The organism is Pseudomonas sp. No.21 (genome assembly GCF_054558415.1).
In genome coordinates this window covers 388489-412366 of sequence record NZ_BAAJNO010000005.1, presented here as the reverse complement: position 1 = coordinate 412366, position 23878 = coordinate 388489, and the positions used below count along the sequence as shown (strand labels likewise).

Below are 23878 nucleotides of genomic sequence, written 5' to 3'. Positions count from 1 at the left end.
CCCTGCGCCGTACGACGTCGACCCGGCATGGACTTACAGGGCCTCGTTGGCCTCGTCCTCGAATGCGGCGAACAGCGGCTCGTCCTCGACGATGTCGTCCTGGGCGATGACGTCGTAGTCCACCAGGCCGGCAGCGATTTCACGCAGGGCCACAACGGTGGGCTTGTCGTTTTCCCAGGCTACCTTGGGCTCTTTGCCGCCGGTAGCGAGCTGACGGGAACGCTTGGTCGCGAGCATGACCAGCTCGAAGCGGTTATCGACGTTGTCCAGGCAGTCTTCAACGGTAACGCGGGCCATGGTGTTCCTCGTAGCACTAGATTTGGATGCGGAAGCATTTGCCCGAGTGGGCGAGCGGACTGGATAGTCTAAAAAATCACCAGCATTTATGGAAGCGCTGATTTAACAGTGCTTCCGGGCGGTCAGTCCAGCAGCTGCGCCAGCAGGGCGCCGTGTGCCAGCTGCTGGTGCGCCTGCTGCAGGCGGTTGGCGCGGAAGATCGCCTTGAGGTCTTCCAGGGCCACGTCGAAGTCATCGTTGATCACCAGGTAGTCGTATTCGACGTAGTGGCTCATCTCGCTGACGGCTTCGCGCATGCGCCGCTCGATGATCTCGGCGCTGTCCTGGCCCCGGTTGTCCAGGCGCTGGCGCAGGGCTTCCTGGCTCGGCGGGAGGATGAACACGGATTTGGCCTGGGGCATCAGGTGGCGGACCTGCTGGGCGCCCTGCCAGTCGATTTCGAGGATCAGGTCGAAACCTTCGGCGAGGGTCTTCTGCAGCCAGCGTTGCGAGGTGCCGTAGAGGTTGCCGAAGACCTCGGCGTGCTCCAGGAAGTCGCCGTGCTCGAGCATCTGCACGAACTGTTCGCGGCCGACGAAGTGGTAGTTGATGCCGTCCACCTCGCCAGGGCGCATGCCGCGGGTGGTGTGGGAGACCGATACGCGAACCTGCGGCTCGGCGTCGATCAGGGCCTTGACCAGGCTGGTCTTGCCGGCGCCGGAGGGCGCGGAAACGATGTAGAGGGTGCCGGGAGTGACGCTCATGTGTCTGTCTCTTACTCGATGTTCTGCACTTGTTCGCGCATCTGCTCGATCAACACCTTGAGGTTGACCGCCGCCTGGGTGGAGCGCGGGTCGAAGGCCTTGGAGCCCAGGGTGTTGGCTTCGCGGTTGAGTTCCTGCATCAGGAAGTCCAGGCGACGGCCTGCCGCGCCGCCGGCCTTGAGCACGCGGCGGACTTCGCCGACATGGGTGCTCAGGCGGTCCAGTTCCTCGGCGACGTCGCTCTTCTGCGCCAGCAGGACCAGTTCCTGCTCCAGGCGCTGGGGGTCCAGTTCCGCCTTCATCTCGCCGAAGCGGTCGAGGATCTTCTGGCGCTGGTTGGCGAGCATCTGCGGCACCAGCTTGCGCAGGGCCTCGACCTCCTCGAGGATGCCGTCGAGGCGCTCGTTGAGCAGTCGTGCCAGTTCGGCACCCTCACGGGCGCGACCATTGCGCAGTTCGTCCAGGGCCTTGGCGAAGACGTCCAGGGCGGCGGCGTTGAGCGCCTGCGGGTCGGCCGAGTCGGCGACCAGGACGCCCGGCCAGGCGAGGATCTCCAGGGGATTCAGCGGAGCCGGCTGCTTGACCAGCGCGGCGACGGCCTCGGCGGCCTCGACCAGTTGCGTGGCGTGCTCGCGGTCCACCTGCAGGGATTGGCTGGCATTTTCCTCGGCGAAACGCAGGGTGCATTCCACCTTGCCGCGGGAGATGCCCTGGCGCAGCGCTTCGCGCACTGCGCCTTCGAGGTCGCGGAAGGACTCGGGCAGGCGCAGGTGGGGCTCGAGGTAGCGATGGTTGACCGAGCGCAGTTCCCAGATCAGGGTGCCGTGGGTGCCGGCCTGCTCGACGCGGGCAAAGGCGGTCATGCTGTGCACCATGGGTTTCCTCTCGGTGTTGGCAGGGTTGAAGAGGGCGATTGTAGCCCAGAGCGGCGGCCCTCCCAACGCGGCGATGTCCCAGCGGCTGGCGGCCCTCTATAATGGCCGTCAGATTTTCCCCTCGACAGGTATTCCCAGATGAAACGTCCCAGTGGCCGCGCGGCTGACCAGCTGCGTTCGATCCGCATCACCCGCAACTACACCAAGCATGCCGAAGGCTCGGTGCTGGTCGAATTCGGGGATACCAAGGTGATCTGTACCGCCAGTGTCGAATCCGGCGTGCCGCGTTTCCTCAAGGGCCAGGGCCAGGGGTGGCTCACTGCCGAGTACGGCATGCTGCCGCGTGCCACCGGCGAGCGTAACCAGCGCGAGGCCAGCCGTGGCAAGCAGGGTGGCCGTACCCTGGAGATCCAGCGTCTGATCGGTCGTTCCCTGCGCGCCGCGCTGGACATGAGCAAGCTGGGCGAGAACACCATCTACCTGGATTGCGATGTGATCCAGGCCGACGGCGGCACCCGCACCGCTTCCATCACCGGCGCCATGGTCGCCCTGGTGGATGCGCTGAAGGTCCTGAAGAAGCGCGGCGCGCTGAAGGGCGAGCCGCTGAAGCAGATGGTCGCCGCCGTTTCCGTCGGCATCTATCAGGGCGAGCCGGTGCTGGATCTGGACTACCTTGAAGATTCCGCTGCCGAAACCGACCTGAACGTGGTCATGACCGATGCCGGCGGCTTCATCGAGGTGCAGGGCACTGCCGAGGGCGCGCCCTTCCAGCCGGAAGAGCTGACCGCCATGCTGGCCCTCGCCAAGCAGGGCGTCACCGAGCTGTTCGAGCTGCAGCGCGCGGCACTGGTCGACTGATCACCCACCCGAGGAAACACGCATGAATGAGCCAACCCAAGTTCCGCAGCCCAACCAGGAAGTTAGGCAATGGGCGATGTTCTGCCATTTCGCCGCTTTCCTCGGCGTGGTGCTGCCTTTCGGCAATCTGCTGGGCCCGCTGATCCTCTGGCAGGTGAAGAAGGACGTCGATCCCTTCATCGACCAGCAGGGCAAGGAAGCGCTGAATTTCCAGATCACCGTCACCCTCGCCGGCCTGCTGTGCATGCTGCTGATGCTGGTGCTGATCGGCTTCGTGCTGCTGCCGCTGGTGGGGCTGATAGCGCTGGTACTGACCATCATCGGCGGCATCAAGGCCAACGAAGGCCAGGCCTATCGCTATCCCTTCACCTGGCGCCCGGTGAAGTAGCAATCGCGGAAACGAAAAAGCCGGCTGATGCCGGCTTTTTTCATGCTCGCGATTTCAGATGCTCAGCAACCAGTCGTAGTCGACGATCAGCGGCGCATGCTGGGAGAAGCGCGGCTGGCGCGGCAGGCGTGCACTGCGTACGGAGCGGCGCATCCCCGGCGTGAGGATGTGGTAGTCGAAACGCCAGCCGAGGTTGAGCATGTCGGCCTGCTCGCTGTCCGGCCACCAGCTGTACTGGTCGCCTTCGCGGCTGACTTCGCGCAGTGCGTCCACGTAGCCCATGGTGCCGAATACCTCGTCCATCCAGGCGCGCTCGGGCGCCAGGAAGCCGGGCAGTTGCTGGCAGTCGCGCCAGTTCTTCACATCCAGCTTCTGGTGGGCGAGGTAGAGCGAGCCGCAATAGATGTACTCGCGGCGCTTGCGGCGCTGCTTGTTCAGGTAGTGGGTGAAGTCGTCCATGAACTTGAACTTGTGGTTCAGGTTCTCGTCGCCGCCCTGGCCCGAAGGCAGCAGCAGGGTGGCGATACTCACCTTGTCGAAGTCCGCCTGCAGGTAGCGCCCATAACGATCGCAGGTCTCGAAACCGAGACCCCAGATCACTGCCTTGGGTTGCAAACGCGAATAAAGCGCCACGCCGCCTTGGCTTGGCACTTCAGCATCGCTGGCATAGAGGAAATAGCCGTCCAGTTGGAAGGCCGGGTCGTCCAGATCAAAGGCAGAGGCGCGGGTGTCTTGCAGGCAGATCACGTCGGCATTCTGTGCCTGCAGCCAGCTGAGGAGTCCTCGCTCGGCTGCCGCATGAATACCATTCACGTTCACACTGATGATCCGCATAAATGGCCCCTAAAAACTCGTGCGTGTATGATACCCGAGCTCTTTCTATTTAGCTAAATCCGTGCCGTCCGGGGCTTTTACATGCAGGCGTATCAACGCGATTTCATTCGCTTCGCCATCGAACGCGGTGTACTGCGTTTCGGTGAGTTCACTCTCAAGTCCGGGCGTACCAGCCCTTATTTCTTCAATGCCGGCCTGTTCAACAGCGGGCTCGCGCTGTCGCAGCTGGGTCGCTTCTATGCGGCGGCGGTGGTCGACAGCGGCATTCCCTTCGATGTGCTCTTCGGGCCCGCCTACAAGGGCATTCCCCTGGCCGCCTCCACGGCGGTGGCGCTGGCCGAGCACCATGGCATCGACATCCCCTGGTGCTTCAACCGCAAGGAAGCCAAGGATCACGGCGAAGGCGGCACCCTGGTGGGCGCCCCGCTGGCCGGCCGCGTGCTGATCATCGATGACGTGATCACCGCCGGGACCGCGATTCGCGAGGTCATGCAGATCATCCAGGCGCAGCAGGCCCAGGCCGCCGGCGTGCTCATCGCCCTCAACCGCCAGGAGCGCGGCAAGGGCGAGCTGTCCGCCATCCAGGAAGTCGAGCGTGACTTCGGCATGCCGGTGGTGAGCATCGTCTCCCTGGAGCAGGTGCTGGAATATCTCGCAGGTGATGCTGAACTGAAGACGTACCTGCCGGCGGTCGAAAGCTACCGCGCCAGCTACGGAATCTGATTCGCCAACAACGACAGGGTGTCCCTATGCCGAAATCGGGTGCAGTCCGCTTTGCCTTGCTCATGGGTGTGTTGATGCCTGCTCTGGCGCAAGCCGAGCTCTATCGCTACACCAATGACAAGGGCGTGATTGTGCTCGACCGGCTCGGAGTGCCTTCGCAGTACATCGACAAGGGCTACGAAGTCCTCAACGACCAGGGCCGTGTGGTCAAGACCATACCGCCGGCGCCCACCCTGGAAGAGCGCAAGCGCATGCAGGAGGAAAAGGCCCGTGCCGGGTCCGATGCGCAGCTGCTGCGCCTGTACACCAGCGTCGAGGATGTCGATCGCGCTCTGCAGCGCAAGCTGGCCGAGCTCGACGGCCTGATCAGCGTGGCCCGTGGCAACCAGCAATCCCTGCGCACCCAGCAGGCCAACCTGCAGGCCCAGGCCGCCGACAACGAGCGTGCCGGGCGCCAGGTGCCGGAGCAACTGGTGGCGCAGATCGATAACCTGCGTGCCGAGCAGCAACGCCTGGAGCAGGACATCACCCGCTACCAGCAGGACCGCAAGACCGCCCAGGCCGGCTTCGCCGCCGACCGTGAGCGCCTGGCCCAGCTGCTGCAGCGCTGAGCCGAGTCAATCCTCGGCGGCACGCCGCTCGAATGCCCTGACCTTCTCCCGCAGCCAGTCCGGCAGCCGCTTGCTGTTGCGGCTCTTGCCGTCCGCGTGGACGTAGACGATCTCGCCCGCCGTCAAGGCCGCCTCGCCGCGCCAGATACCGATGTTGAACGTGAGGCTCGAGCCCCCCAGCCGCCCTACCCGTACGCCGATGGACAGTTCGTCGTCGAAGCGCGCCGGGGCCAGGTATTCCAGGAGCGTGCGCACGGCGAAGAAGTCGCCGCCGTCCTGTGCCAGGTCCTCCGGGTAGCGAACGCCCAGCGCGCGGAAGTATTCGGTGATGCCGACGTCGGCGTAGGTCAGGTAGTGGCCATTGAAGACGATGCCTTGCGGGTCCACTTCGGCCCAGCGCACGCGCAGCGGCATGAGGAAGGTGAAGTCGTTCAGGGAGGGGGGTGTGGCGGCCATGCTCGTGCTCCATGCAGTGAGCGGCCAGCTTCGACGCCCGGGCGCGCCACGGCAAGTGCGGAGGTGTGTGGATCGCGTATATGAATAAGCCGGATCGCTCCGGCTTATTCGGCTACCGCCTGGGCCTCGGGAAGGCTCAGTGACGCTTGCGGTTGGAGATCAGGGTGCCGACGCCGCTGTCGGTGAAGATCTCCAGCAGCACCGCGTTGGGCACGCGGCCGTCGATGATGTGGGCGCTGGTCACGCCGCCTTGCACCGCCTCGAGGGCACAGCGGATCTTCGGCAGCATGCCGCCGTAGATGGTGCCGTCGGCGATCAGCTCGTTGACCTGCTCGGTGGAGAGGCCGGTGAGCACCTGGCCCTGCTTGTCCATCAGGCCGGCGATGTTGGTCAGCAGCATCAGCTTCTCGGCTTTCAGCGCCTCGGCCACCTTGCCGGCCACCAGATCGGCGTTGATGTTGTAGGACTCGCCATCCGGACCCACGCCGATGGGCGCGATGACCGGGATGAAGTTGCCCTTCACCAGCATGTTCAGCAGCTCGGTGTTGACCCCGGTGACTTCGCCCACATGGCCGATGTCGATGATTTCCGGCTGGGTCATCTCCGGCGTCTTGCGGCTGACGGTGAGCTTCTTGGCGCGGATCAGCTCCGCGTCCTTGCCGGTCAGGCCGATGGCGCTGCCGCCGTGGCGGTTGATCAGGTTGACGATGTCCTTGTTCACCTGGCCGCCGAGAACCATCTCCACGACGTCCATGGTCTGCGCGTCGGTGACGCGCATGCCGTCGATGAAGTGGCTCTCGATGGACAGGCGCTTGAGCAGGTCGCCGATCTGCGGGCCGCCGCCATGCACGACTACCGGGTTGATGCCCACGGCTTTCATCAGGACCATGTCGCGGGCGAACCCGGCCTTCAGCTCGTCGCTCTCCATGGCGTTGCCGCCGTATTTCACGACCAGGGTCTTGCCGACGAAGCGGCGGATGTACGGCAACGCTTCGGACAGGACCTGGGCGACTTGGGATGCGGCGTCACGGCTGAGGGTCATGCAGGGCTCCGGTGGATCAGAACGGCAGGTTGATGTCGGGGGCTACGGTGTAGAGCTGGGCGCGGAACACTTCCTTGATGCGCTCCAGCTCGTCCTCGGTGTCCGCCTCGAAGCGCAGCACCAGCACCGGCGTGGTGTTGGAGGCGCGTACCAGGCCCCAGCCCTTGGGATAGTCGACGCGCACGCCGTCCAGGGTGGTGAGGTTGGCGTCGCCCCAGGTGCCGTCGCGCTGCAGGCGCTCGATCAGGCGGAACTTGTTCTCGTCGGTGACGGTGATGTTGATCTCCGGCGTCGAGATGTCGCTGGGGAAGGCGGAGAACACGTGCTCGGCGTCGCGCTTGTCCTGGCTGAGGATCTCCAGCAGGCGGGCGGCGCTGTAGATGCCGTCGTCGAAGCCGAACCAGCGCTCCTTGAAGAAGATGTGGCCGCTCATCTCGCCGGCCAGCAGCGCGCCGGTCTCCTTCATCTTCTTCTTGATCAGCGAGTGGCCGGTCTTCCACATCACCGGGCGGCCACCGTAGCCGCTGATCAGCGCGGTCAGGCGGCGGGTGCACTTGACGTCGAAGATGATGTCGGCGCCCGGATTGCGCGAGACCACGTCCTTGGCGAACAGCATCAGCAGGCGGTCGGGATAGATGATGGTGCCCTGGTTGGTCACCACGCCGACGCGGTCGCCGTCGCCGTCGAAGGCCAGGCCCAGGTCGGCCTTCTCTTCCTTCACCTTGGCGATCAGGTCGACCAGGTTCTCGGGCTTGCCCGGGTCCGGGTGGTGGTTGGGGAAGGTGCCGTCCACATCGCAGTACAGCGGGATGACGGTGCAGCCCAGGGCTTCGATCAGTTGCGGGGCGATCACGCCGGCCACGCCGTTGCCGCAGTCCACCACCACCTTCATGGGCTTGGCCATGGCGATGTCGTCGCGGATCTGCTTGAAGTAGCGGTCGAGTATCTCGACCTGCTCGACGCTGCCGACGCCGCTGGCCAGGTCGTTTTCCTTGATGCGGGTGTGCAGCGCGGTGATCTGCTCGTTGGCCAGGGTCTCGCCGGCGACGACGATCTTGAAGCCGTTGTAGTCCGGCGGGTTGTGGCTGCCGGTGAGCATCACGCCGGACTTGCCGGCCAGCACGTTGGCGGCGTAGTAGAGCACCGGGGTCGGCACCATGCCGACATCGCTGACCTGGCAACCGCAGTCCAGCAGGCCCTGGATCAGCGCCTGCACCAGCTCGGGGCCGGAGAGGCGGCCATCGCGGCCGACCGAGACGTTCGGCTCGCCACGGGCGAGGCTCTCGGAGCCGATGGCGCGGCCGACCCAGTAGGCGGTTTCGGCGGTCAGGGTATCGCCGACCACGCCACGGATGTCGTAGGCGCGGAAGATGCTTGCGGGCAGGGTGGGTGCTGCTTGCGGGGTGCTCATGGCGGGGGCTTGCTCCAATCCCAGGAGGTCCTGGTCTTCGTCGAGGATGTCGATATCGAGGATGTCGGTATCTTGGAAAAGCGGATCGGCCAACACGGGGGGCTCGATCATCTGGGCCGGGGCGGGGGTAACCGCCGGGCCGGGTTGCCGATCGCCGTTAGCGCTGCCCGCCGCCGGCTCAGGCTTGCGCCGCGACTGTCGCGCGAGCGACTGGGCCAGGGCGTCAAGCGCCGACAGGCGCAGACTGAAGGCTTTGACGCTTTTGCCGCTGGAGAGTTCTTGCATCATCTGATTGAGCTGCACGACGTCCATGAGCAGCTTGCGTTGCAGGCTGCCGCGCAGCAGATAGAGGCCGACCAGGGCGCCGGCCAGGGCCAGCAGCCCGGCGATGGCCAGCAGGATCGGCGACATGCCCGAATCGCTCAGTTGCGCGCCGGGGGTGAACGACAGCTTCCAGTTCGGGTTGCCGGTGTTCAGCGCGATGGGCGTGCCTTCGGCCTGAATGCCGCGCGAGGCCAGGGTCTGCGCCGGGGCGTTGCCGAACTGCTGGGTGAACTGCAGCTGGCCGACGCCATCGGGCAGCGGCGCAAGGGCGCCGAGCAGGCGTTCGAGGTCGACCACCAGCAGCAGGGTGCCCTGCACCGGCGAACTGTCGGTCAGGCGCAGTGGCGCGGCGCTGTACACCAGCCAGCGCTGGCCGACCCGGTAGGCTTCGGGCGCGGGCTTCTGCCCGGCCTCGACGCGGCGAAGCATGTCCAGGGCGGCGAAGTTCATCGGGGCTGCGCGCTGGCTGTTCTGCTGGGCCTGGCCGGGCAGGTTGAGGTGCGCGTCGACCACGGCGTTCCAGTAGCCGAGCCCGCGTTCGGCGGCCTGCACCTGGCCGGCATCACCGCTGTTCAGTGCCTCGGCCAGGGCCGGGTTGCGTGCGGCGGCGGCGGTATCGGCGACAAGCTGCGCCAGGGCCTGGCGCAGTGCACCGGCCTGGCTTTCACCCCAGGCCTGGCTGAGCTGGTTGCGTTGGGTCTGCTGGGCGCCGTTGATCAGCGCGGCCCAGAGCAGCACGCCAGCGGCGGCGACGCCCAGGGCCGCGGCGATGGCGCCGGGCAGCAGCTCGCCCAGGCCCTTGTCCCGGGCTGGCGTCTTCTTTTCAGCAGGGCTGGCCAGGATCTCGGTGTCGGCGTCCTTGGCGTTGCGCTTGAAGAGTTTCACTGAAGGTCTCCCCCGCGGATCATCCTGAAGTCGTTCCGAATCAGTGGCTGCCGGAGTGACCGAAGCCGCCGGCGCCGCGCTGGCTTTCGTCGAACTGGTCGACCAGCTCGAAGTGCGCCTGCACGACTGGCACCAAGACTAGCTGAGCGATGCGCTCGCCGATGGCGATGGTGAAGGCGCTCTGGCCGCGGTTCCAGCAGGAGACCATCAGTTCGCCCTGGTAGTCGGAGTCGATCAGGCCGACCAGGTTGCCTAGCACGATGCCGTGCTTGTGGCCCAGGCCCGAACGCGGAAGGATCAGCGCGGCGAGGCCCGGGTCGGCGATGTAGATGGACAGCCCGGTGGGGATCAGCACCGTCTGGCCCGGCTCCAGGGTCAGGTCTTCCTTGAGCATGGCGCGCAGGTCGAGGCCGGCGGAGCCCGGGGTGGCGTACTGGGGCAGCGGGAAATCGCGGCCGATGCGGGGGTCGAGGATCTTGGCTTGCAGTGAATGCATGGGGTCTCAGGCCTGGTTGAGGCGTTCGGCGATGAAGGCGATCAGCTGGCGGGCGATCTTGCCCTTGCTGGTCTGCGCGAAGCTGTTCTGGTGCAGTGCGCGATCGATGATGGTGATCGCGTTCTCCTCGCTGTTGAAGCCGATGCTGGGGTTGGCCACATCATTGGCGACGATCAGGTCGAGGTTCTTGTCCTTGAGCTTGCGCGAGGCGTATTCGAGCAGGTTCTCGGTCTCGGCGGCGAAGCCCACGCTGAAGGGGCGATCGGCACGCCCGGCGAGGGTCGCGAGGATATCCGGGTTGCGCACCAGTTGCAGCAGCAGGCCTTCACCGCTGGTGGGGTCCTTCTTCATTTTGTGCGCCGCCACCACTTCCGGGCGGTAGTCGGCCACGGCGGCCGCCGCGATCAGCAGGTCGCAGGGCATCGCCGCCTCGCAGGCCGCGAGCATGTCGCGAGCGCTGACCACGTCGATGCGGTTGACCCGGTCGGGCGTGGGCAGGTGCACGGGGCCGGTGATCAGGGTGACCTTGGCGCCCGCTTCCACCGCTGCTTCGGCGAGGGCGAAGCCCATCTTCCCGGAGCTGTGGTTGGTGATGTAGCGCACCGGGTCGATGTTCTCCTGGGTCGGGCCGGCGGTGATCAGCACGTGGCGGCCGGTCAGGGCCTTGTGCTGGAACAGATCGGCGGCCGCCTGGGCGAGCTGGTCGGCTTCGAGCATGCGGCCCAGGCCGACGTCGCCGCAGGCCTGGCTGCCGGCGGCGGGGCCGAACAGGTGCAGGCCGCGCTTGGCCAGGGCTTCGGCATTGGCCTGGGTGGCCGGGTCGCGCCACATGGCCTGGTTCATCGCCGGGGCCAGGGCGACCGGCGCATCGGTGGCCAGCACCAGGGTGGTCAGCAGGTCGTCGGCGACACCCTGGGTCAGGCGCGCCATCAGGTCGGCGGTGGCGGGGGCGATCAGCACCAGGTCGGCCCAGCGCGCCAGCTCGATATGGCCCATGGCCGCTTCGGCGGCGGGGTCGAGCAGGTCCAGGTGCACCGGGTGGCCGGAAAGGGCCTGGAGGGTCAGCGGCGTGATGAACTCTCGCCCGCCATGGGTCATCACCACCCGTACTTCCGCGCCCTGGTCGCGCAGGCGGCGAACCAGCTCCGCGCTCTTGTAGGCCGCAATGCCGCCGCCCACGCCCAGTACGATGCGTTTCCGATAGAGCCGCTGCATAGGCCTGCCTTATGGATGTTTGAATTTGCGCTGCGGCGACGACGCCTCCCCAGGCCAATCGCCGCGCAAAAAAGGTGGATTAAGATAGCACAGCGACCGCATGGGAACAGCGGCCCCGCTCAACCACGGAGGTGCCATGAGCATTCGTCACTGGCCTGCGGCGGAGCGCCCGCGGGAGAAGCTTCTCGAACAGGGTGCGGCGGCCCTCACCGACGCCGAGCTCCTCGCCATATTCCTGCGTACCGGGGTCTCCGGGCAGAGCGCGGTCGACCTCGCCCGCCACCTGCTCAATGACTTCGGCGGCCTGCGCCCCCTGCTGGAGGCGGACATCGATTCCTTCTGCCTCCGGCTCGGCCTCGGGCCGGCCAAGTACGCGCAGTTGCAGGCCGTGCTGGAGATGGCGCGGCGGCATCTGGCTGAAGGATTGCGCCGCGACTCGGTGCTCGAGAGTCCTCAGGCCGTGCGCGATTACCTGAAGGCGCAGCTGCGCCACGAACCCCACGAGCTGTTCGGCTGCCTGTTCCTCGACTCCAGGCACCGGGTGCTGGCCTTCGAGGTGCTGTTCCACGGCTCCATCGACGGCGCCAGCGTCTACCCGCGCCAGGTGGTCAAGCGCGCGCTGGCGCATAACGCTGCCGCGCTGATCCTCACCCACAACCATCCCTCCGGGGTCGCCGAGCCGAGCCAGGCCGACCGTGCGCTGACCCAGCGCCTCAAGGAGGCGTTGGCGCTGGTCGAGGTGCGGGTGCTGGACCACTTCGTGGTGGGCGATGGCGAGCCGTTGTCGATGGCCGAGTACGGTTGGCTCTAGGGCGCATCGACCTGGCGCTGGATGGCTGCCAGCAGACGCCGGCGGATCAGCCCGCTGGCCGGTCGGATGGCCAGCCAGTAAGGGGTGAAGAGCAGGCGGCTACGGCGGTCCGGGCAGTGCACGCGGGTCTCGGTGTGCAGGACGATGTCGCCGTCGGTGCCGGGGCTGCAGTGGAACCCCATGAGCAGCTTGGCGACCCCGGGTTCGGCATAGGTGTCGAAGGCGTCGGCGTCATCCACCCGTTCCAGCCCGAAGTCGCTGCGCCAGAAACGGCCGATCAATCCATAGGCCAGCGCCTGGTCGGCGTCCCGCTCCAGCAGGGTGAACGCGTGAAGCCCGAAAGGCGGCCTGTCCTTGAGGCGGTTCTCGCGCCCCAGTGCTACGGCCAGGCGGGCCGGCGCCTCGCGGATGCGCAGCAGGGCGCGCACCAGCGGGTCGTCATGCACGGTGAGATCGCCCACCGCGTCCAGCGCCTGCCGCGCGGTTGCCCGCAACGGCAGCTGATGCCGCTCGACGAACTGGAACTGCGGCAGATGGCGCTCGCCCAGCTCCATCAGGGCTTCACGCTGACGTGGGAGAAGTCCTGGCGACCGAAGGGGTTGGCCTGGTAGCCGTCGACGCCGGAGCGGGCCAGGGCGAAGGCGGTGGGGTGTGCCAGCGGCAACCACAGGGCCTGCTCCTGGATGATCTGCTGCGCCTTTATATAAAGGGCGCTGCGGTCGGTCTGGTTGCCCTGGGTCTTGCCGTCGCTGATCAGCTTGTCCAGCGCGGCGTCGCAGTAGCGCGCGAAGTTGAGGCCGGACTGCACCGAGGCGCAGGAGAATTGCGGGGTGAGGAAGTTGTCCGGGTCGCCGTTGTCACCGGCCCAGCCCATGAACAGCAGGTCGTGCTCGCCGGCCTTGGCGCGACGGATCAGCTCGCCCCACTCGATCACGCGGATCTCGGCCTGGATGCCGACCTTGGCCAGGTCGGCCTGCAGCAGCTGGGCACCAAGGCTGGGATTGGGGTTGAGCAGGCTGCCGGAGGGGCGGGTCCAGATCGTGGTCTTGAAGCCGTCCTTGAAGCCGGCTTCGGCCAGCAGTGCGCGAGCCTTCTCCGGGTCGTGGGGGTAGCCGGGCAGGTCCTTGGCGTAGCTCCAGGTGTTGGGCGGGTACGGGCCGCTGGCGGCGCTGGCGCTGCCCTCGAACACTGCCTTGAGGTAGCTCTGCTTGTCGAAGGCCAGATTGATGGCCTGGCGCACCCTGGGCTGGTCCAGCGGTGGGTGCTGGCTGTTGATACCGACGAAGGCCGTCATGAAGGCCGGGGTCTGCAGCACCTTGAGGCTGGCATCCCGGCTCGCGGCCTGGACATCCAGCGGCTTGGGCGAGAGGGCGATCTGGCATTCCCCGCGGCGCAGCTTCTGCAGGCGCACGTTGGCGTCGGGGGTGATGGCGAAGATCAGCCCGTCCACCGCAGGCTTGCCGGCGAAGTAGTCCGGGTTGGCGGCGTAGCGCACGGCAGCGTCCTTCTGGAAGCGCCTGAAGACGAAGGGGCCGGTGCCGATCGGCTGGGCGTTGAGCTTCTCCGGCGTGCCGGCCTGCATCAACTGCCCGGCGTACTCGGCGGAATAGATGGAGGCGAAGCCCATGCTCAGGGTGGCGAGGAAGGTGGCGTCAGGCTTGTTCAGGGTGAAGCGCACCTGCAGCGGGCCGACCTTGTCGATGGCCTTGATCAGCTGCGGCAGTTGCATCGACTGGGCATGGGGGAAGCCGCTCTGGGCGACCTTGTGCCAGGGGTGGGCGGTGTCGAGCATGCGCTGGAAGCTGAACAGCACGTCATCGGCGTTTAGTTCGCGGCCGGGCTTGAAGTACTCGGTGGCATGGAAGCGCACGCCAGGGCGCAGCGTGAAGAGGTAGCTCAGGCCATCGGGCGAGACCTCCCACTGCTGCGCCAGGCCCGGGACCAGCTCACCGCGCTGGGCGTCGAACTCCACCAGGCGATTCATCAGTACGTCGGCGGAGGCGTTGGTGGTGGTCAGCGAGTTGTACTGCACCACGTCGAAGCCCTCGGGGCTGGCCTCGGTGCAGACGCTCAGGCTGGCTGCCTGGGCGAGCAGCGGGGCGAACAGCAGGGGCAGGGCGGCGAGACGCATGGGGTGCTCCTTATGCAAGGGCCCTGGGCGGGCTGCGGGCGAAAGGCCTTACGCTAGACCATGGCTGGACCCGGAGCAACGCGCTTTTGGCGACGAGCGGTCATTTTTCACGCAGGCCGCGCCGATGCGGTCGCAGGCGCCCCCTCAGATGCCTGGACTTTCGCCCGGATGCCGCAGCCCTTGCTGCTTCAGGGGGTTTCTGATATAAAGCAGCGCTCTTTTCTAGGGGCCCGGTCTTTCGCAGTCTTTGTGTGGCCGGTAAGACCCTGACGAGACGGGCGCTAAAACGCCCACAAGTGAGAGTTCAAGCGGCCAACCCATGCCGGGTTGGGCATGAGGTTTAGAGGGCTGAGGCATGTCTAGAGTCTGTCAAGTAACCGGTAAGGGTCCGGTTACCGGGAACAACATTTCCCACGCAAACAACAAAACCCGTCGTCGTTTCCTGCCGAACCTGCAGCACCACCGCTTCTGGGTCGAGTCCGAGAAGCGCTTCGTGCGTCTGCGCGTTTCCGCCAAGGGCATGCGTATCATCGACAAGCGTGGTATCGACGTAGTTCTCTCCGAACTGCGCGCCCGCGGCGAGAAGGTATAAGGAGCTAATCATGCGTGAACTGATCCGTTTGGTGTCCAGCGCCGGTACCGGCCACTTCTACACCACCGACAAGAACAAGCGCACTACTCCCGACAAGATCGAAATCAAGAAATTCGATCCGGTCGTGCGTAAGCACGTGATCTACAAGGAAGCCAAGATCAAGTAATTGATCCGGCCCTTGTCGAAGAAGCCCGCCTACATGGCGGGCTTTTTCATGCCCGCGATTTGCCGTCGGCTGCGACGACGCCCATAAAAAAGCCCGCTTGCGCGGGCTCAAGGGGGTGACAAGCATGGAGGTGAAGCGGTGGATCACTTGGCCTGTTCGAAGATTACATAGACCTTGCGGCAGGCCTCGAGCACTTCCCAGGTGCCGGAGAAGCCGGCCGGGATGACGAAGCGGTCGCCGGCGCGAACGGTCTTGGCATTGCCGGCGGCGTCGCGGATGACGGAGACACCCTGGAGGATCTCGCAGTATTCGTGTTCGGTGTAGTTCACCGTCCACTGGCCGATGGCGCCCTCCCAGATCCCTACGTTGAACTGCCCGCACGGGCTGCCGTAGTGGTTGCGCACGCTCTGCTCCGGGTCGCCCTTGAGGATTTTCTCGGGGGCGGGACGGTAGTGTTCGGCGGCGGCTGGGCTGTTGGCGAAGTCGACGATGGATTCGATGTTCATGGCGGTTCCGTTGCGGCTGGCGGATGGCCCTCGTTCATTGGGCCTGTTTTTTATTCTGCCCGGCTGTGGGGTCTTTCCACGCTCCCGAAGAGTGAAAGGAAAAACGCCTGGGCGATCCGACCTGGAGTCTATGTTTAATAAAACGAACATGACAAGGGCGTTTACCTGAATTTTGTCAAAAATATTGAAAATCCAGGGCCCTCTGGTTTAGGGTTGCGATCAGGTCCGGCCGCATGCCGGCCTTGCAGAATTCTTGACAGTGCCGGGTCTGGAATCCGGCACTTATCTACTAATAAGAGGAACGCCCCATGACCACCCTGACTCGCGCCGACTGGGAACAGCGCGCCAAGTCCCTGCAGATCGAAACCCGCGCCTTCATCCATGGCGAGTACACCCACGCCGTTTCCGGCGCGACTTTCGACTGCATCAGCCCGGTGGATGGGCGCGTGCTGGGCCAGGTCGCCAGCTGCGACCTGGCCGATGCCGAACTGGCGGTGAAGGATGCCCGTGCCGTCTTCGAGTCCGGTGTCTGGTCGCGCCTGGCGCCCACCGCGCGCAAGGCGGTGATGATCCGCTTCGCCGATCTGATCGATGCCCATGGCGAAGAGCTGGCGCTGCTGGAAACCCTGGACATGGGCAAGCCGATCAGCGACTCGCTGAACATCGACGTCTCCAGCGCCTCCCGCGCCATCCGCTGGAGTGGCGAGGCCATCGACAAGATCTATGACGAAGTCGCCGCCACCCCGCACAACGAGCTGGGCCTGGTGACCCGCGAGCCGGTGGGCGTGGTCGCCGCCATCGTGCCGTGGAACTTCCCCCTGCTGATGACCTGCTGGAAGCTCGGCCCGGCGCTGTCCACCGGCAACTCGGTGATCCTCAAGCCGTCCGAGAAGTCGCCGCTGACCGCCATCCGCATCGCTCAGCTGGCCATCGAGGCCGGCATCCCCGCCGGCGTGTTCAACGTGCTGCCGGGCTTCGGCCATACTGTGGGCAAGGCCCTGGCGCTGCACATGGACGTCGACACCCTGGTGTTCACCGGCTCCACCAAGATCGCCAAGCAACTGATGGTCTACGCCGGCGAATCCAACATGAAGCGCGTCTGGCTTGAGGCCGGCGGCAAGAGCCCGAACATCGTCTTCGCCGACGCACCGGACCTGCAGGCCGCCGCCGAGGCCGCCGCGGGCGCCATCGCCTTCAACCAGGGCGAAGTCTGCACCGCCGGTTCGCGCCTGCTGGTGGAGCGTTCGATCAAGGACAAGTTCGTGCCCATGGTGGTCGAGGCGATCAAGGCCTGGAAGCCGGGCAACCCGCTGGACCCGGAAACCAACGTCGGTGCCCTGGTCGACACCACCCAGATGAACAACGTGCTGTCCTACATCCAGGCCGGCCATGACGACGGCGCCAAGCTGGTGGCCGGCGGCAAGCGCGTGATGGAGGAAACCGGCGGCACCTACGTCGAGCCGACCATCTTCGACGGCGTGGACAACGCCATGCGCATCGCCAAGGAAGAAATCTTCGGCCCGGTGCTCTCGGTCATCGCCTTCGACGACGTCGAGGACGCCATCGCCATCGCCAACGACACCGTCTATGGCCTGGCTGCAGCGGTGTGGACCAGCAACCTGTCCAAGGCCCACCTGACCGCCAAGGCATTGCGCGCCGGCAGCGTCTGGGTCAACCAGTACGACGGTGGCGACATGACCGCGCCCTTCGGCGGCTTCAAGCAGTCGGGCAACGGCCGCGACAAGTCGCTGCATGCCTTCGACAAGTACACCGAGCTGAAAGCCACCTGGATCAAGCTCTGAACCAGGGCGGCGCGACCGCCCCATAAAGGTCCGCCTTCCTGCGGGAAGGCCGGCTCCACGGAGCCAAGCCTGCGGCCGGGTTTCCTTCACAGGAGCCCGGCCGTTTTTGCTTTTCTGCCTGCCAGGATCCTCCGGGATACCGGCCCATGGAACGGAGGACACCTGCATGCGTTGGGGGACCTACTTCGCCGTCTGCGGCGCGGTGATCAGCATCGGGCTCGCGCTGGGGGTGACCATGCCCCTGGTCTCGCTGCGCCTGGAAAGCTGGGGCTACGACGCCTTCGCCATCGGCGTGATGGCCGGCACCCCGGCGGTGGGCGTGCTGCTCGGTGCCTCCCTGGCCGGCCGGCTGGCCGCGCGTTTCGGCACCACGACCCTGATGCAGCTGTGCCTGCTGGTCAGTGCCGTGTCGGTGGCGATGCTGGCGCTGGTGCAGAGCTACCCGATCTGGCTGGCCTTGCGCCTGTTCATCGGCGTGGCGCTGACCGTGGTGTTCATCCTTGGCGAGAGCTGGATCAACCAATTGGCGGTGGAGAAGTGGCGCGGTCGCCTGGTGGCGCTCTACGGCACCGGGTACGCCCTCAGCCAGCTGTCCGGGCCGCTGCTGCTCAGCGTGCTGGGCACCGGCAACGACCTCGGCTTCTGGACCGGCACCGGGCTGCTGGTGGGGGGCTCGCTGATGCTCCTCGGGCGCACCGGCGCGCCCAGCGTCGACGCCCACAGTGCTTCCGGGCGCGGGTTGCTGACCTTCTGCACGCGGCTGCCGACCATCGCCTGGGCGGTGGTCCTGTTCGCCGCCTTCGAGGCGATGATGCTGACCCTGCTGCCCATCTATGGGCTGCGCCAGGGCTTCAACCAGGAGATCGCGCTGCTCATGGCCAGCGTGGTGGTGGTCGGCGATGCGGCACTGCAATTGCCCATCGGCCTGCTGGCGGACCACATGTCGCGGCGCACACTGTTCCGTGGCTGCGGGCTGGCCCTGCTGGTGTCGAGCCTGAGCATCCCGCTGTTCCTGCACACGCCGTTGATCTGGCCGATCTGGGTCGTGTTCGGCGCCAGTGCGGGCGGGCTCTTCACCCTGGCGCTGATCCTCATCGGCGAGCGTTACCGTGACGATGAGCTGGTCCGCGCCAACGCCCACGTCGCGCAGCTCTGGGGTATCGGTTGCCTGATCGGCCCGCTGGTGACCGGCGCCGCCAGCCAGTGGATCAGCGGCCACGCCCTGCCGCTGATGATGGCCATCGGCGCTGCCGGCTTCGTCTGGCTCGCCTGGACCCGCGAGCTGTTCGACGACGCGGGCGACGAGTCGGCCGTCGCGGGCAACCGCTGAGTCAGAGCATCCGCTCGAGCCCCACGCGCTCGGCGAACCAGGCGTTGAAGCGCCGCCACAGGCTGCCCGGCTCGCGGCGCAGCTCCTGCCGGCGCTCACCCTCCCCGGTTATCCACAGCATCTCCCCGCCCGGGCCCAGGCGCACCTGGTAACTGCGCCCGGGGCTCATGCCCTGCAGCGCCAGGCGATGCAAGTGGGCGCTCAGCTCGGGGCTGTCGATCAGCACGCCGACCTCGGTATTCCATAGCACCGAGCGCGGATCGAAGTTGAAGGAGCCGATGAAGGCGCGGCGCCGGTCGAGGATCATCGCCTTGCTGTGCAGGCTGGAGTTGGACGAACCGCTGAAGCTGTATTCGCCGCTGCCCGCGCCATCCCCCGGCTGGCGGCGCAGTTCGAAGAGGTGCACGCCGTGCTCCAGCAGCCGCTGGCGATAGGGTGCGTAGCCGCCGTGGACGGCGGGTACGTCCGTGGCTTCCAGGGCGTTGGTCAGCAGGCGGATGTCGACGCCGCCATCGGCCTTGCCGATCAGGTAGTCCATGCCTTCCGGGGCGGGAACGAAATAGGCCGAGACCAGCACCAGGTCCTCCTTTACTTCGTCCAGTACCGGCTGCAACTGGCTGGCCAGCAGCAGGTGCGGATCGGGTGGACCGCTGGCCAGCACCTTGCTCGGCGCATCCCACAGGGCGCTGGCCGGCGCCCAGATCAGTTCGCGCAGCCAGAGGTCCAGGCGCGGGTCGTCGCGATAGGTGTGCAGCCGATCGTAGAGGGTCTTCTGCCGGGCCCGCGCCTGGGCCAGGTAGCCGCGCAGGCGCTGGCGGGCTTCGTCCAGCTCCTGGCGTTCCGGCTGGCGCCAGAGGAACTGCTGGATCGGTTTGCTCAGGGCGCTGTTCCAGTACTGGTCGAAGCTCTGCCCCAGCTGCTCCGCCACCGGGCCGATGGCCAGCAGGTCGATGTCGGTGAAGTTGAGGCTGGGCTCGGCGTCGAAGTATTCATCCCCCAGGTTGCGCCCGCCGACGATGGCCGCAGCGTTGTCGGCCAGCCACAGCTTGTTGTGCATGCGCCGGTGCTGCTGGCCCAGGTCCAGGGCGCGACCTAGGGTGCGCGTGGCACCGGTGGCACGGCCCAGGTGCAGCGGGTTGAACAGCCGCACCTGGATGTTCGGGTGCGCGGTGAGCAGGGCGATGCTGGCGTTGCGGCCGTCGCTGCTGGTGTCATCGAGCAGCAGGCGCACGCGTACGCCGCGGTCGGCGGCGCGCAGCAGCTCGTCGAACAGGGCGCGGGTGGAGAGGCCGTCGTGGACGATGTAGTACTGCAGGTCGAGGCTGCTGCGTGCCGAGCGGATCAGCTCGGCACGGGCGCTGTAGGCCTCGTTGCTGGCCGGCAGCAGGCGGAAGCCGGATTGACCGGGATGCGTGGCCGCCAGGGCCAGCAGGCGCCGGCCGAAGGGCGACTCCGCTGCGGCGATGGCCTGGCTCGGTGACGCCGGGGGCGGCGTGACGCAGCCGGCGAGCGTGGCCAGCAGGCAGATGAACAGCAGGGAGATGCGCACGTCGGCCTCCGACTCGCCGGGTCCTTGAGCTCAGACGCCAGCGTAGCCGGAAGATTCAGGCAGCCCGCGGCTGGCGCGGGCCGAGGGTCATTTCGCCAGGCTGTTGCCCACGCTTTCCCTGATCCGGTACCAGAGCATGCCGAGGGCCAGCAGCGGCGAGCGCAGCAGCTTGCCGCCGGGGAAGGTGATGTGCGGCACCTTGGAAAACACGTCGAAACCGCCGCCCTGTTCGCCGCTGATGGCCTCGGCCAGCAGCTTGCCCGCCAGGTGGGTGGCGTTGACCCCGTGGCCGGAGTAGGCCTGGGCGAAGTAGACGTTGGGCTGCTCCGGCAGGCGGCCGATCTGCGGCAGGCGGTTGGCGCCGATGCCGATCATCCCGCCCCACTGGTAGTCGATGCGCACATCGGCCAGTTGCGGGAACACCTCCAGCATCTTCGGCCGCATATAGGCGCCGATGTCCGCCGGGTCGCGACCGGAATAGTGGCAGGCGCCGCCGAACAGCAGGCGGTTGTCGGCGGAGAGGCGGTAATAGTCGAGGGCTACGCGCTGGTCGCACACCGCCATGTTCTGCGGCAGCAGCTGCCTGGCCAGCGCCTCGGGCAGGCGCTCGGTGGCGATGATGTAGCTGCCCGCCGGGAGCACCTTGCCGCCGAGGGTCGGGTTGAGGTCGTTGAGGTAGGCGTTGCAGCCGAGCACCAGGGTCTTTGCACGGACCTGGCCCTGGGCGGTGTGCACCTTGACCTCCGGGCCGTAGTCGATGCGCTGCACCGCCGAGTGCTCGAACAGGCGTACGCCCAGCGAGCTGGCGGCGGCGGCCTCGCCCAGGGCCAGGTTCAGCGGGTGCAGGTGGCCGGAGCCCATGTCGATGAGGCCGCCGGCGTAGCGGTCGGAGCCCACCACGCTGCGCATCTCGCCCGGCTGCAGCAGGCGCATCTCGTGGCGGTAGCCGAGGGACTTGAGGTCCTCCATGTCCTCGGCGAAGCCGGCGAGGTCGCGGGCCGTATTGGCCAGGTCGCAATAGCCCCAGGTGAGGTCGCAGTCGATGGCGAATTCCTCCACCCGCTGGCGCACCAGCTCCACGGCCTCCAGGCCCATCAGCTTGAGGGCGCGTACGCCGTCCTGGCCCACCACCGATTCGAAATGCTCGACGTCGTGGCCGACGCCGCGGATCAATTGGCCGCCGTTGCGCCCGCTGGCGCCCCAGCCGATCTTGTGCGCCTCCAGCAGCACCACCGAGAAGCCGCGCCTGGCCAGTTCGATGGCGGTGTTCAGCCCGGAGAAGCCGCCACCGACGACGCAGACGTCCGCCACCTCCTCGCCCGCCAGGGGCGGATGCTCGATGCGACGGTTGGCGGTCGCGGCGTAATAGGAGGGGGCGTGCTGGTCGCTGTGGACCGGATGGCGAACGCGGGCGTTCATGTGCGGAATCCTGATTATTGTGTTTGGAAAATTTGACGGAGGATAAGCACGAAGCACGCCAACCGCCAAGGGGCGCTCAGGAAAAATCCCTGTGCCCCGCAGGCAACTATCCAGGCGCGCGTCGGCGCCTCCGGGTTCACTCGGGAATGGGCAGGTTGAGGGATTCCTTGACCTCTTCCATCACGATGTAGGACTTCGACTCGCGCACGTGCGGCAGCTTCAAGAGGATGTCGCCGAGCAGCTTGCGGTAGGAGGCCATCTCGTTGATCCGCGCCTTCACCAGGTAGTCGAAGTCACCGGAAACCAGGTGGCATTCGAGCACGTGGGGCAGCTTGAGGACGGCGCGGCGGAAGTCCTCGAAGGTGTCGCCGGACTTGTAGTCCAGGCTGATCTCGACGAACACCAGAAGGCTCGCCTTGAGGTGCTGCGGGTTCAGCCGGGCGTTGTAGCCCATGATGATCCCCTCGCGTTCCAGGCGGCGTACCCGCTCGGTGCAGGGCGTGGTGGACAGGCCCACGCGCTCGCCCAGCTCGGTGAAGGAGATACGGCCGTCCTCCTGGAGGATTCGTAAAATATTCCGGTCTATCTTGTCTAGCTCACGACGCGATTGATGCTGGGTACGCATGGTGGATGCCCCTCCGCAAAAGCCGTATTGGCCAAGAATTATCGCCAAATATAGCTGGCTATATAGTGAATATCACTGGGGCGCTCTTCATATACTGCGCGGCATCTACGCTCAAAATAACAAACGCAACGGTGATGCCCGTTGCGCGGGAGGCAGACATGCGAGTGATGGTGCTGGGCAGCGGTGTGATCGGTACGGCGAGTGCCTACTATCTGGCCCGGGAAGGCTTCGAAGTCGTGGTGGTCGACCGGCAGAACGCCGTCGCCATGGAGACCTCCTTCGCCAACGCCGGCCAGGTCTCCCCCGGCTATGCCTCGCCCTGGGCCGCTCCCGGCGTGCCGCTGAAGGCCATCAAGTGGCTGCTGCAGAAGCACGCGCCCCTGGCCATCAAGGCTACCGGCGACATCGGCCAGTACCTGTGGATGGCGCAGATGCTGCGCAACTGCACCGCCGCCCGCTACGCGGTGAACAAGGAGCGCATGGTGCGCCTGTCCGAGTACAGCCGCGACTGCCTCGACGAACTGCGCGCCGAAACCGGCATCGCCTACGAAGGCCGCCAGCTCGGCACCACCCAACTGTTCCGCACCCAGGCCCAGCTCGATGCCGCCGCCAAGGACATCGCTGTGCTGGAAAGCTCCGGCGTGCCCTATGAAGTGCTCGACCGTGCCGGCATCGCCCGTGCCGAGCCGGCCCTGGCCAGGGTCACCGACAAGCTGGCCGGCGCCTTGCGCCTGCCCAACGATCAGACCGGCGACTGCCAGATGTTCACCACCCGCCTCGCCGAGATGGCCCGTGGCCTGGGCGTGGAGTTCCGCTTCGGCCAGGACATCCAGCGCCTGGACTTCGCCGGTGACCGCATCAATGGCGTATGGATCGAAGGCAAGCTGGAAACCGCCGACCGCTACGTACTCGCCCTCGGCAGCTACAGCCCGCAGCTGCTCAAGCCGCTGGGCATCAAGGCCCCGGTCTACCCGCTCAAGGGCTACTCGCTGACTGTGCCCATCACCAACCCGGAGATGGCCCCGACCTCCACCATTCTCGACGAGACCTACAAGGTCGCGATCACCCGCTTCGACGACCGCATCCGCGTCGGCGGCATGGCCGAGATCGCCGGTTTCGACCTGTCGCTGAACCCGCGCCGCCGCGAAACCCTGGAAATGATCACCGCCGACCTCTACCCGCAGGGTGGCGACCTGGCCCGCGCCGAGTTCTGGACCGGCCTGCGCCCGGCGACCCCGGACGGTACGCCGATCGTGGGCGCGACCCCGTTCCGCAATCTGTTCCTGAATACCGGACACGGTACCCTTGGCTGGACCATGGCTTGCGGTTCCGGCCGCCTGCTCGCCGACCTGATGGCGCGCAAGCGTCCGCAGATCAGCGCCGAAGGCCTGGACATCTTCCGTTATGGCAACACCAAGGAGAGTCAGAAACATGTCACTACAGCGCCTGCGCACTGAAGCCCGCTACAGCGAGATCGTCATCCACAACGGCACCGTCTACCTGGCGGGCCAGCTGGATGAAGCGCTGAACCCGGGCATCGAGCGCCAGACCCGCGAAACCCTCGATGCCATCGACCGCATGCTCGCCGAGGCCGGCACCGACAAGAGCCGCATCCTCTCGGTGACCATCTACCTCAAGGACATCGACGCGGATTACGCCGGCATGAACGCCGTGTGGGACGCCTGGGTCGCCAAGGGCGCCGCCCCGGCCCGTGCCTGCGTCGAGGCGAAGATGTACTCGCCCGAGGTGCTGGTGGAAATGACCGTGGTCGCCGCCCTGCCCTGAACCC

26 protein-coding genes are annotated in these 23878 nt (G+C 66.4%); 11 read left to right on the top strand and 15 right to left on the bottom strand.

Going from position 1 to position 23878, the window contains the following annotated elements:
* Window positions 1–33 precede the first annotated feature (33 nt).
* The 3 genes from rpoZ to ACYJSS_RS12815 all read right to left on the bottom strand — a co-directional run bounded on the left by rpoZ (window position 34) and on the right by ACYJSS_RS12815 (window position 1915).
* Entirely contained in the window at window positions 34–297 is a 264-nt protein-coding gene (gene rpoZ, locus ACYJSS_RS12825; RefSeq protein WP_111262951.1) for a DNA-directed RNA polymerase subunit omega, read from the bottom strand.
* 122 nt (window positions 298–419) lie between these two features.
* Entirely contained in the window at window positions 420–1040 is a 621-nt protein-coding gene (gene gmk / locus ACYJSS_RS12820; RefSeq protein WP_111262952.1) for a guanylate kinase, read from the bottom strand.
* Between the two features lie 11 nt (window positions 1041–1051).
* Window positions 1052–1915 carry a YicC/YloC family endoribonuclease gene (locus ACYJSS_RS12815; RefSeq protein WP_111262953.1) on the bottom strand — a complete coding sequence of 288 codons (864 nt, stop codon included), beginning with the start codon at window positions 1913–1915 and terminating at the stop codon, window positions 1052–1054.
* 138 nt (window positions 1916–2053) lie between these two features.
* Between ACYJSS_RS12815 and rph the strand changes: the two genes are divergently transcribed.
* Both rph and ACYJSS_RS12805 read left to right on the top strand, forming a co-directional pair.
* Window positions 2054–2773 (top strand): ribonuclease PH, encoded by a 720-nt coding sequence (rph, locus tag ACYJSS_RS12810; RefSeq protein WP_111262954.1) that lies wholly within the window; start codon window positions 2054–2056, stop codon window positions 2771–2773.
* Window positions 2774–2795: 22 nt separating this feature from the next.
* A complete protein-coding gene (locus tag ACYJSS_RS12805) occupies window positions 2796–3161 on the top strand; it encodes a DUF4870 domain-containing protein (RefSeq protein ID WP_111262955.1) in 366 nt (121 codons plus the stop codon).
* Between the two features lie 54 nt (window positions 3162–3215).
* On the opposite strand, the gene ACYJSS_RS12800 is transcribed toward ACYJSS_RS12805, so the two are convergent.
* Window positions 3216–3995, bottom strand: a complete 780-nt coding sequence (locus ACYJSS_RS12800; RefSeq protein WP_031287526.1) for an exodeoxyribonuclease III — start codon at window positions 3993–3995, stop codon at window positions 3216–3218.
* An 81-nt stretch (window positions 3996–4076) separates the two neighbouring features.
* Between ACYJSS_RS12800 and pyrE the strand changes: the two genes are divergently transcribed.
* Both pyrE and ACYJSS_RS12790 read left to right on the top strand, forming a co-directional pair.
* A complete protein-coding gene (gene pyrE / locus ACYJSS_RS12795; protein WP_111262956.1) occupies window positions 4077–4718 on the top strand; it encodes an orotate phosphoribosyltransferase in 642 nt (213 codons plus the stop codon).
* A gap of 26 nt (window positions 4719–4744) precedes the next feature.
* Window positions 4745–5329: a DUF4124 domain-containing protein gene (locus tag ACYJSS_RS12790; protein WP_111262957.1), complete on the top strand. Its 585-nt coding sequence runs from the start codon at window positions 4745–4747 to the stop codon at window positions 5327–5329.
* Window positions 5330–5335: 6 nt separating this feature from the next.
* Here the strand turns inward: ACYJSS_RS12790 and ACYJSS_RS12785 are convergent, their stop codons facing one another.
* The 5 genes from ACYJSS_RS12785 to coaBC form a co-directional block, all read right to left on the bottom strand.
* A complete protein-coding gene (locus ACYJSS_RS12785) occupies window positions 5336–5785 on the bottom strand; it encodes an acyl-CoA thioesterase (RefSeq protein WP_111262958.1) in 450 nt (149 codons plus the stop codon).
* Window positions 5786–5921: 136 nt separating this feature from the next.
* On the bottom strand, window positions 5922–6827 hold the full coding sequence (gene argB / locus ACYJSS_RS12780) for an acetylglutamate kinase (protein ID WP_111262959.1): 906 nt from the start codon (window positions 6825–6827) through the stop codon (window positions 5922–5924).
* A gap of 16 nt (window positions 6828–6843) precedes the next feature.
* Window positions 6844–9447, bottom strand: coding sequence for a phosphomannomutase/phosphoglucomutase (locus ACYJSS_RS12775; RefSeq protein WP_373875111.1), 2604 nt, complete (start codon window positions 9445–9447; stop codon window positions 6844–6846).
* Between the two features lie 40 nt (window positions 9448–9487).
* On the bottom strand, window positions 9488–9943 hold the full coding sequence (gene dut / locus ACYJSS_RS12770) for a dUTP diphosphatase (RefSeq protein ID WP_111262961.1): 456 nt from the start codon (window positions 9941–9943) through the stop codon (window positions 9488–9490).
* Between the two features lie 6 nt (window positions 9944–9949).
* Complete coding sequence (coaBC, locus tag ACYJSS_RS12765; RefSeq protein WP_111262962.1) at window positions 9950–11158, bottom strand: bifunctional phosphopantothenoylcysteine decarboxylase/phosphopantothenate--cysteine ligase CoaBC; 1209 nt, start codon at window positions 11156–11158, stop codon at window positions 9950–9952.
* Between the two features lie 136 nt (window positions 11159–11294).
* Here coaBC and radC point away from each other — a divergent pair, with 136 nt between their 5' ends.
* Complete coding sequence (radC, locus tag ACYJSS_RS12760; RefSeq protein WP_111262963.1) at window positions 11295–11969, top strand: RadC family protein; 675 nt, start codon at window positions 11295–11297, stop codon at window positions 11967–11969.
* On the opposite strand, the gene ACYJSS_RS12755 is transcribed toward radC, so the two are convergent.
* Complete coding sequence (locus ACYJSS_RS12755; protein WP_236205281.1) at window positions 11966–12523, bottom strand: hypothetical protein; 558 nt, start codon at window positions 12521–12523, stop codon at window positions 11966–11968. The two genes, radC and ACYJSS_RS12755, sit on opposite strands and share 4 nt — an antisense overlap.
* Window positions 12523–14100, bottom strand: coding sequence for an ABC transporter substrate-binding protein (locus ACYJSS_RS12750; protein ID WP_236205282.1), 1578 nt, complete (start codon window positions 14098–14100; stop codon window positions 12523–12525). Before ACYJSS_RS12750 ends, ACYJSS_RS12755 begins: the two co-directional genes overlap by 1 nt.
* 355 nt (window positions 14101–14455) lie before the next feature.
* Between ACYJSS_RS12750 and rpmB the strand changes: the two genes are divergently transcribed.
* On the top strand, window positions 14456–14692 hold the full coding sequence (rpmB, locus tag ACYJSS_RS12745; protein ID WP_039806568.1) for a 50S ribosomal protein L28: 237 nt from the start codon (window positions 14456–14458) through the stop codon (window positions 14690–14692).
* Window positions 14693–14702: 10 nt separating this feature from the next.
* Complete coding sequence (gene rpmG / locus ACYJSS_RS12740; RefSeq protein WP_003457707.1) at window positions 14703–14858, top strand: 50S ribosomal protein L33; 156 nt, start codon at window positions 14703–14705, stop codon at window positions 14856–14858.
* A gap of 143 nt (window positions 14859–15001) precedes the next feature.
* Here the strand turns inward: rpmG and ACYJSS_RS12735 are convergent, their stop codons facing one another.
* The gene (locus tag ACYJSS_RS12735; RefSeq protein WP_111262965.1) at window positions 15002–15364 is read right to left on the bottom strand and encodes a cupin domain-containing protein; all 363 of its coding nucleotides are present in this window, start codon (window positions 15362–15364) and stop codon (window positions 15002–15004) included.
* Window positions 15365–15672: 308 nt separating this feature from the next.
* On the opposite strand from ACYJSS_RS12735, the gene ACYJSS_RS12730 reads away from it, so the two are divergent.
* A complete protein-coding gene (locus ACYJSS_RS12730; protein ID WP_111262966.1) occupies window positions 15673–17166 on the top strand; it encodes an aldehyde dehydrogenase in 1494 nt (497 codons plus the stop codon).
* Between the two features lie 166 nt (window positions 17167–17332).
* A complete protein-coding gene (locus ACYJSS_RS12725; protein WP_111262967.1) occupies window positions 17333–18496 on the top strand; it encodes an MFS transporter in 1164 nt (387 codons plus the stop codon).
* Window position 18497: 1 nt separating this feature from the next.
* On the opposite strand, the gene ACYJSS_RS12720 is transcribed toward ACYJSS_RS12725, so the two are convergent.
* The 3 genes from ACYJSS_RS12720 to ACYJSS_RS12710 all read right to left on the bottom strand — a co-directional run bounded on the left by ACYJSS_RS12720 (window position 18498) and on the right by ACYJSS_RS12710 (window position 22089).
* Window positions 18498–20045: a phospholipase D family protein gene (locus ACYJSS_RS12720; RefSeq protein WP_236205283.1), complete on the bottom strand. Its 1548-nt coding sequence runs from the start codon at window positions 20043–20045 to the stop codon at window positions 18498–18500.
* 87 nt (window positions 20046–20132) lie between these two features.
* Complete coding sequence (locus tag ACYJSS_RS12715; RefSeq protein WP_111262969.1) at window positions 20133–21464, bottom strand: NAD(P)/FAD-dependent oxidoreductase; 1332 nt, start codon at window positions 21462–21464, stop codon at window positions 20133–20135.
* A gap of 136 nt (window positions 21465–21600) precedes the next feature.
* Window positions 21601–22089, bottom strand: coding sequence for an Lrp/AsnC ligand binding domain-containing protein (locus ACYJSS_RS12710; protein WP_031287530.1), 489 nt, complete (start codon window positions 22087–22089; stop codon window positions 21601–21603).
* Window positions 22090–22247: 158 nt separating this feature from the next.
* Between ACYJSS_RS12710 and dadA the strand changes: the two genes are divergently transcribed.
* Together dadA and ACYJSS_RS12700 are read left to right on the top strand one after the other, a co-directional pair.
* Window positions 22248–23546, top strand: a complete 1299-nt coding sequence (gene dadA, locus ACYJSS_RS12705; protein ID WP_236205284.1) for a D-amino acid dehydrogenase — start codon at window positions 22248–22250, stop codon at window positions 23544–23546.
* A complete protein-coding gene (locus ACYJSS_RS12700; RefSeq protein WP_111262971.1) occupies window positions 23521–23874 on the top strand; it encodes a RidA family protein in 354 nt (117 codons plus the stop codon). The genes dadA and ACYJSS_RS12700 overlap by 26 nt, the downstream gene beginning before the upstream one ends.
* Window positions 23875–23878: the final 4 nt, after the last annotated feature.

Excerpts from the sequence above, each read along its gene's own strand:
- rpoZ (WP_111262951.1), bottom strand. The coding sequence starts at position 297 with ATGGCCCGCGTTACCGTTGAAGACTGCCTGGACAACGTCGATAACCGC.
- gmk (WP_111262952.1), bottom strand. The coding sequence starts at position 1,040 with ATGAGCGTCACTCCCGGCACCCTCTACATCGTTTCCGCGCCCTCCGGC.
- ACYJSS_RS12815 (WP_111262953.1), bottom strand. The coding sequence starts at position 1,915 with ATGGTGCACAGCATGACCGCCTTTGCCCGCGTCGAGCAGGCCGGCACC.
- rph (WP_111262954.1), top strand. The coding sequence starts at position 2,054 with ATGAAACGTCCCAGTGGCCGCGCGGCTGACCAGCTGCGTTCGATCCGC.
- ACYJSS_RS12805 (WP_111262955.1), top strand. The coding sequence starts at position 2,796 with ATGAATGAGCCAACCCAAGTTCCGCAGCCCAACCAGGAAGTTAGGCAA.
- ACYJSS_RS12800 (WP_031287526.1), bottom strand. The coding sequence starts at position 3,995 with ATGCGGATCATCAGTGTGAACGTGAATGGTATTCATGCGGCAGCCGAG.
- pyrE (WP_111262956.1), top strand. The coding sequence starts at position 4,077 with ATGCAGGCGTATCAACGCGATTTCATTCGCTTCGCCATCGAACGCGGT.
- ACYJSS_RS12790 (WP_111262957.1), top strand. The coding sequence starts at position 4,745 with ATGCCGAAATCGGGTGCAGTCCGCTTTGCCTTGCTCATGGGTGTGTTG.
- ACYJSS_RS12785 (WP_111262958.1), bottom strand. The coding sequence starts at position 5,785 with ATGGCCGCCACACCCCCCTCCCTGAACGACTTCACCTTCCTCATGCCG.
- argB (WP_111262959.1), bottom strand. The coding sequence starts at position 6,827 with ATGACCCTCAGCCGTGACGCCGCATCCCAAGTCGCCCAGGTCCTGTCC.
- dut (WP_111262961.1), bottom strand. The coding sequence starts at position 9,943 with ATGCATTCACTGCAAGCCAAGATCCTCGACCCCCGCATCGGCCGCGAT.
- coaBC (WP_111262962.1), bottom strand. The coding sequence starts at position 11,158 with ATGCAGCGGCTCTATCGGAAACGCATCGTACTGGGCGTGGGCGGCGGC.
- radC (WP_111262963.1), top strand. The coding sequence starts at position 11,295 with ATGAGCATTCGTCACTGGCCTGCGGCGGAGCGCCCGCGGGAGAAGCTT.
- ACYJSS_RS12755 (WP_236205281.1), bottom strand. The coding sequence starts at position 12,523 with ATGGAGCTGGGCGAGCGCCATCTGCCGCAGTTCCAGTTCGTCGAGCGG.
- ACYJSS_RS12750 (WP_236205282.1), bottom strand. The coding sequence starts at position 14,100 with ATGCGTCTCGCCGCCCTGCCCCTGCTGTTCGCCCCGCTGCTCGCCCAG.
- rpmB (WP_039806568.1), top strand. The coding sequence starts at position 14,456 with ATGTCTAGAGTCTGTCAAGTAACCGGTAAGGGTCCGGTTACCGGGAAC.
- rpmG (WP_003457707.1), top strand. The coding sequence starts at position 14,703 with ATGCGTGAACTGATCCGTTTGGTGTCCAGCGCCGGTACCGGCCACTTC.
- ACYJSS_RS12735 (WP_111262965.1), bottom strand. The coding sequence starts at position 15,364 with ATGAACATCGAATCCATCGTCGACTTCGCCAACAGCCCAGCCGCCGCC.
- ACYJSS_RS12730 (WP_111262966.1), top strand. The coding sequence starts at position 15,673 with ATGACCACCCTGACTCGCGCCGACTGGGAACAGCGCGCCAAGTCCCTG.
- ACYJSS_RS12725 (WP_111262967.1), top strand. The coding sequence starts at position 17,333 with ATGCGTTGGGGGACCTACTTCGCCGTCTGCGGCGCGGTGATCAGCATC.
- ACYJSS_RS12715 (WP_111262969.1), bottom strand. The coding sequence starts at position 21,464 with ATGAACGCCCGCGTTCGCCATCCGGTCCACAGCGACCAGCACGCCCCC.
- ACYJSS_RS12710 (WP_031287530.1), bottom strand. The coding sequence starts at position 22,089 with ATGCGTACCCAGCATCAATCGCGTCGTGAGCTAGACAAGATAGACCGG.
- dadA (WP_236205284.1), top strand. The coding sequence starts at position 22,248 with ATGCGAGTGATGGTGCTGGGCAGCGGTGTGATCGGTACGGCGAGTGCC.
- ACYJSS_RS12700 (WP_111262971.1), top strand. The coding sequence starts at position 23,521 with ATGTCACTACAGCGCCTGCGCACTGAAGCCCGCTACAGCGAGATCGTC.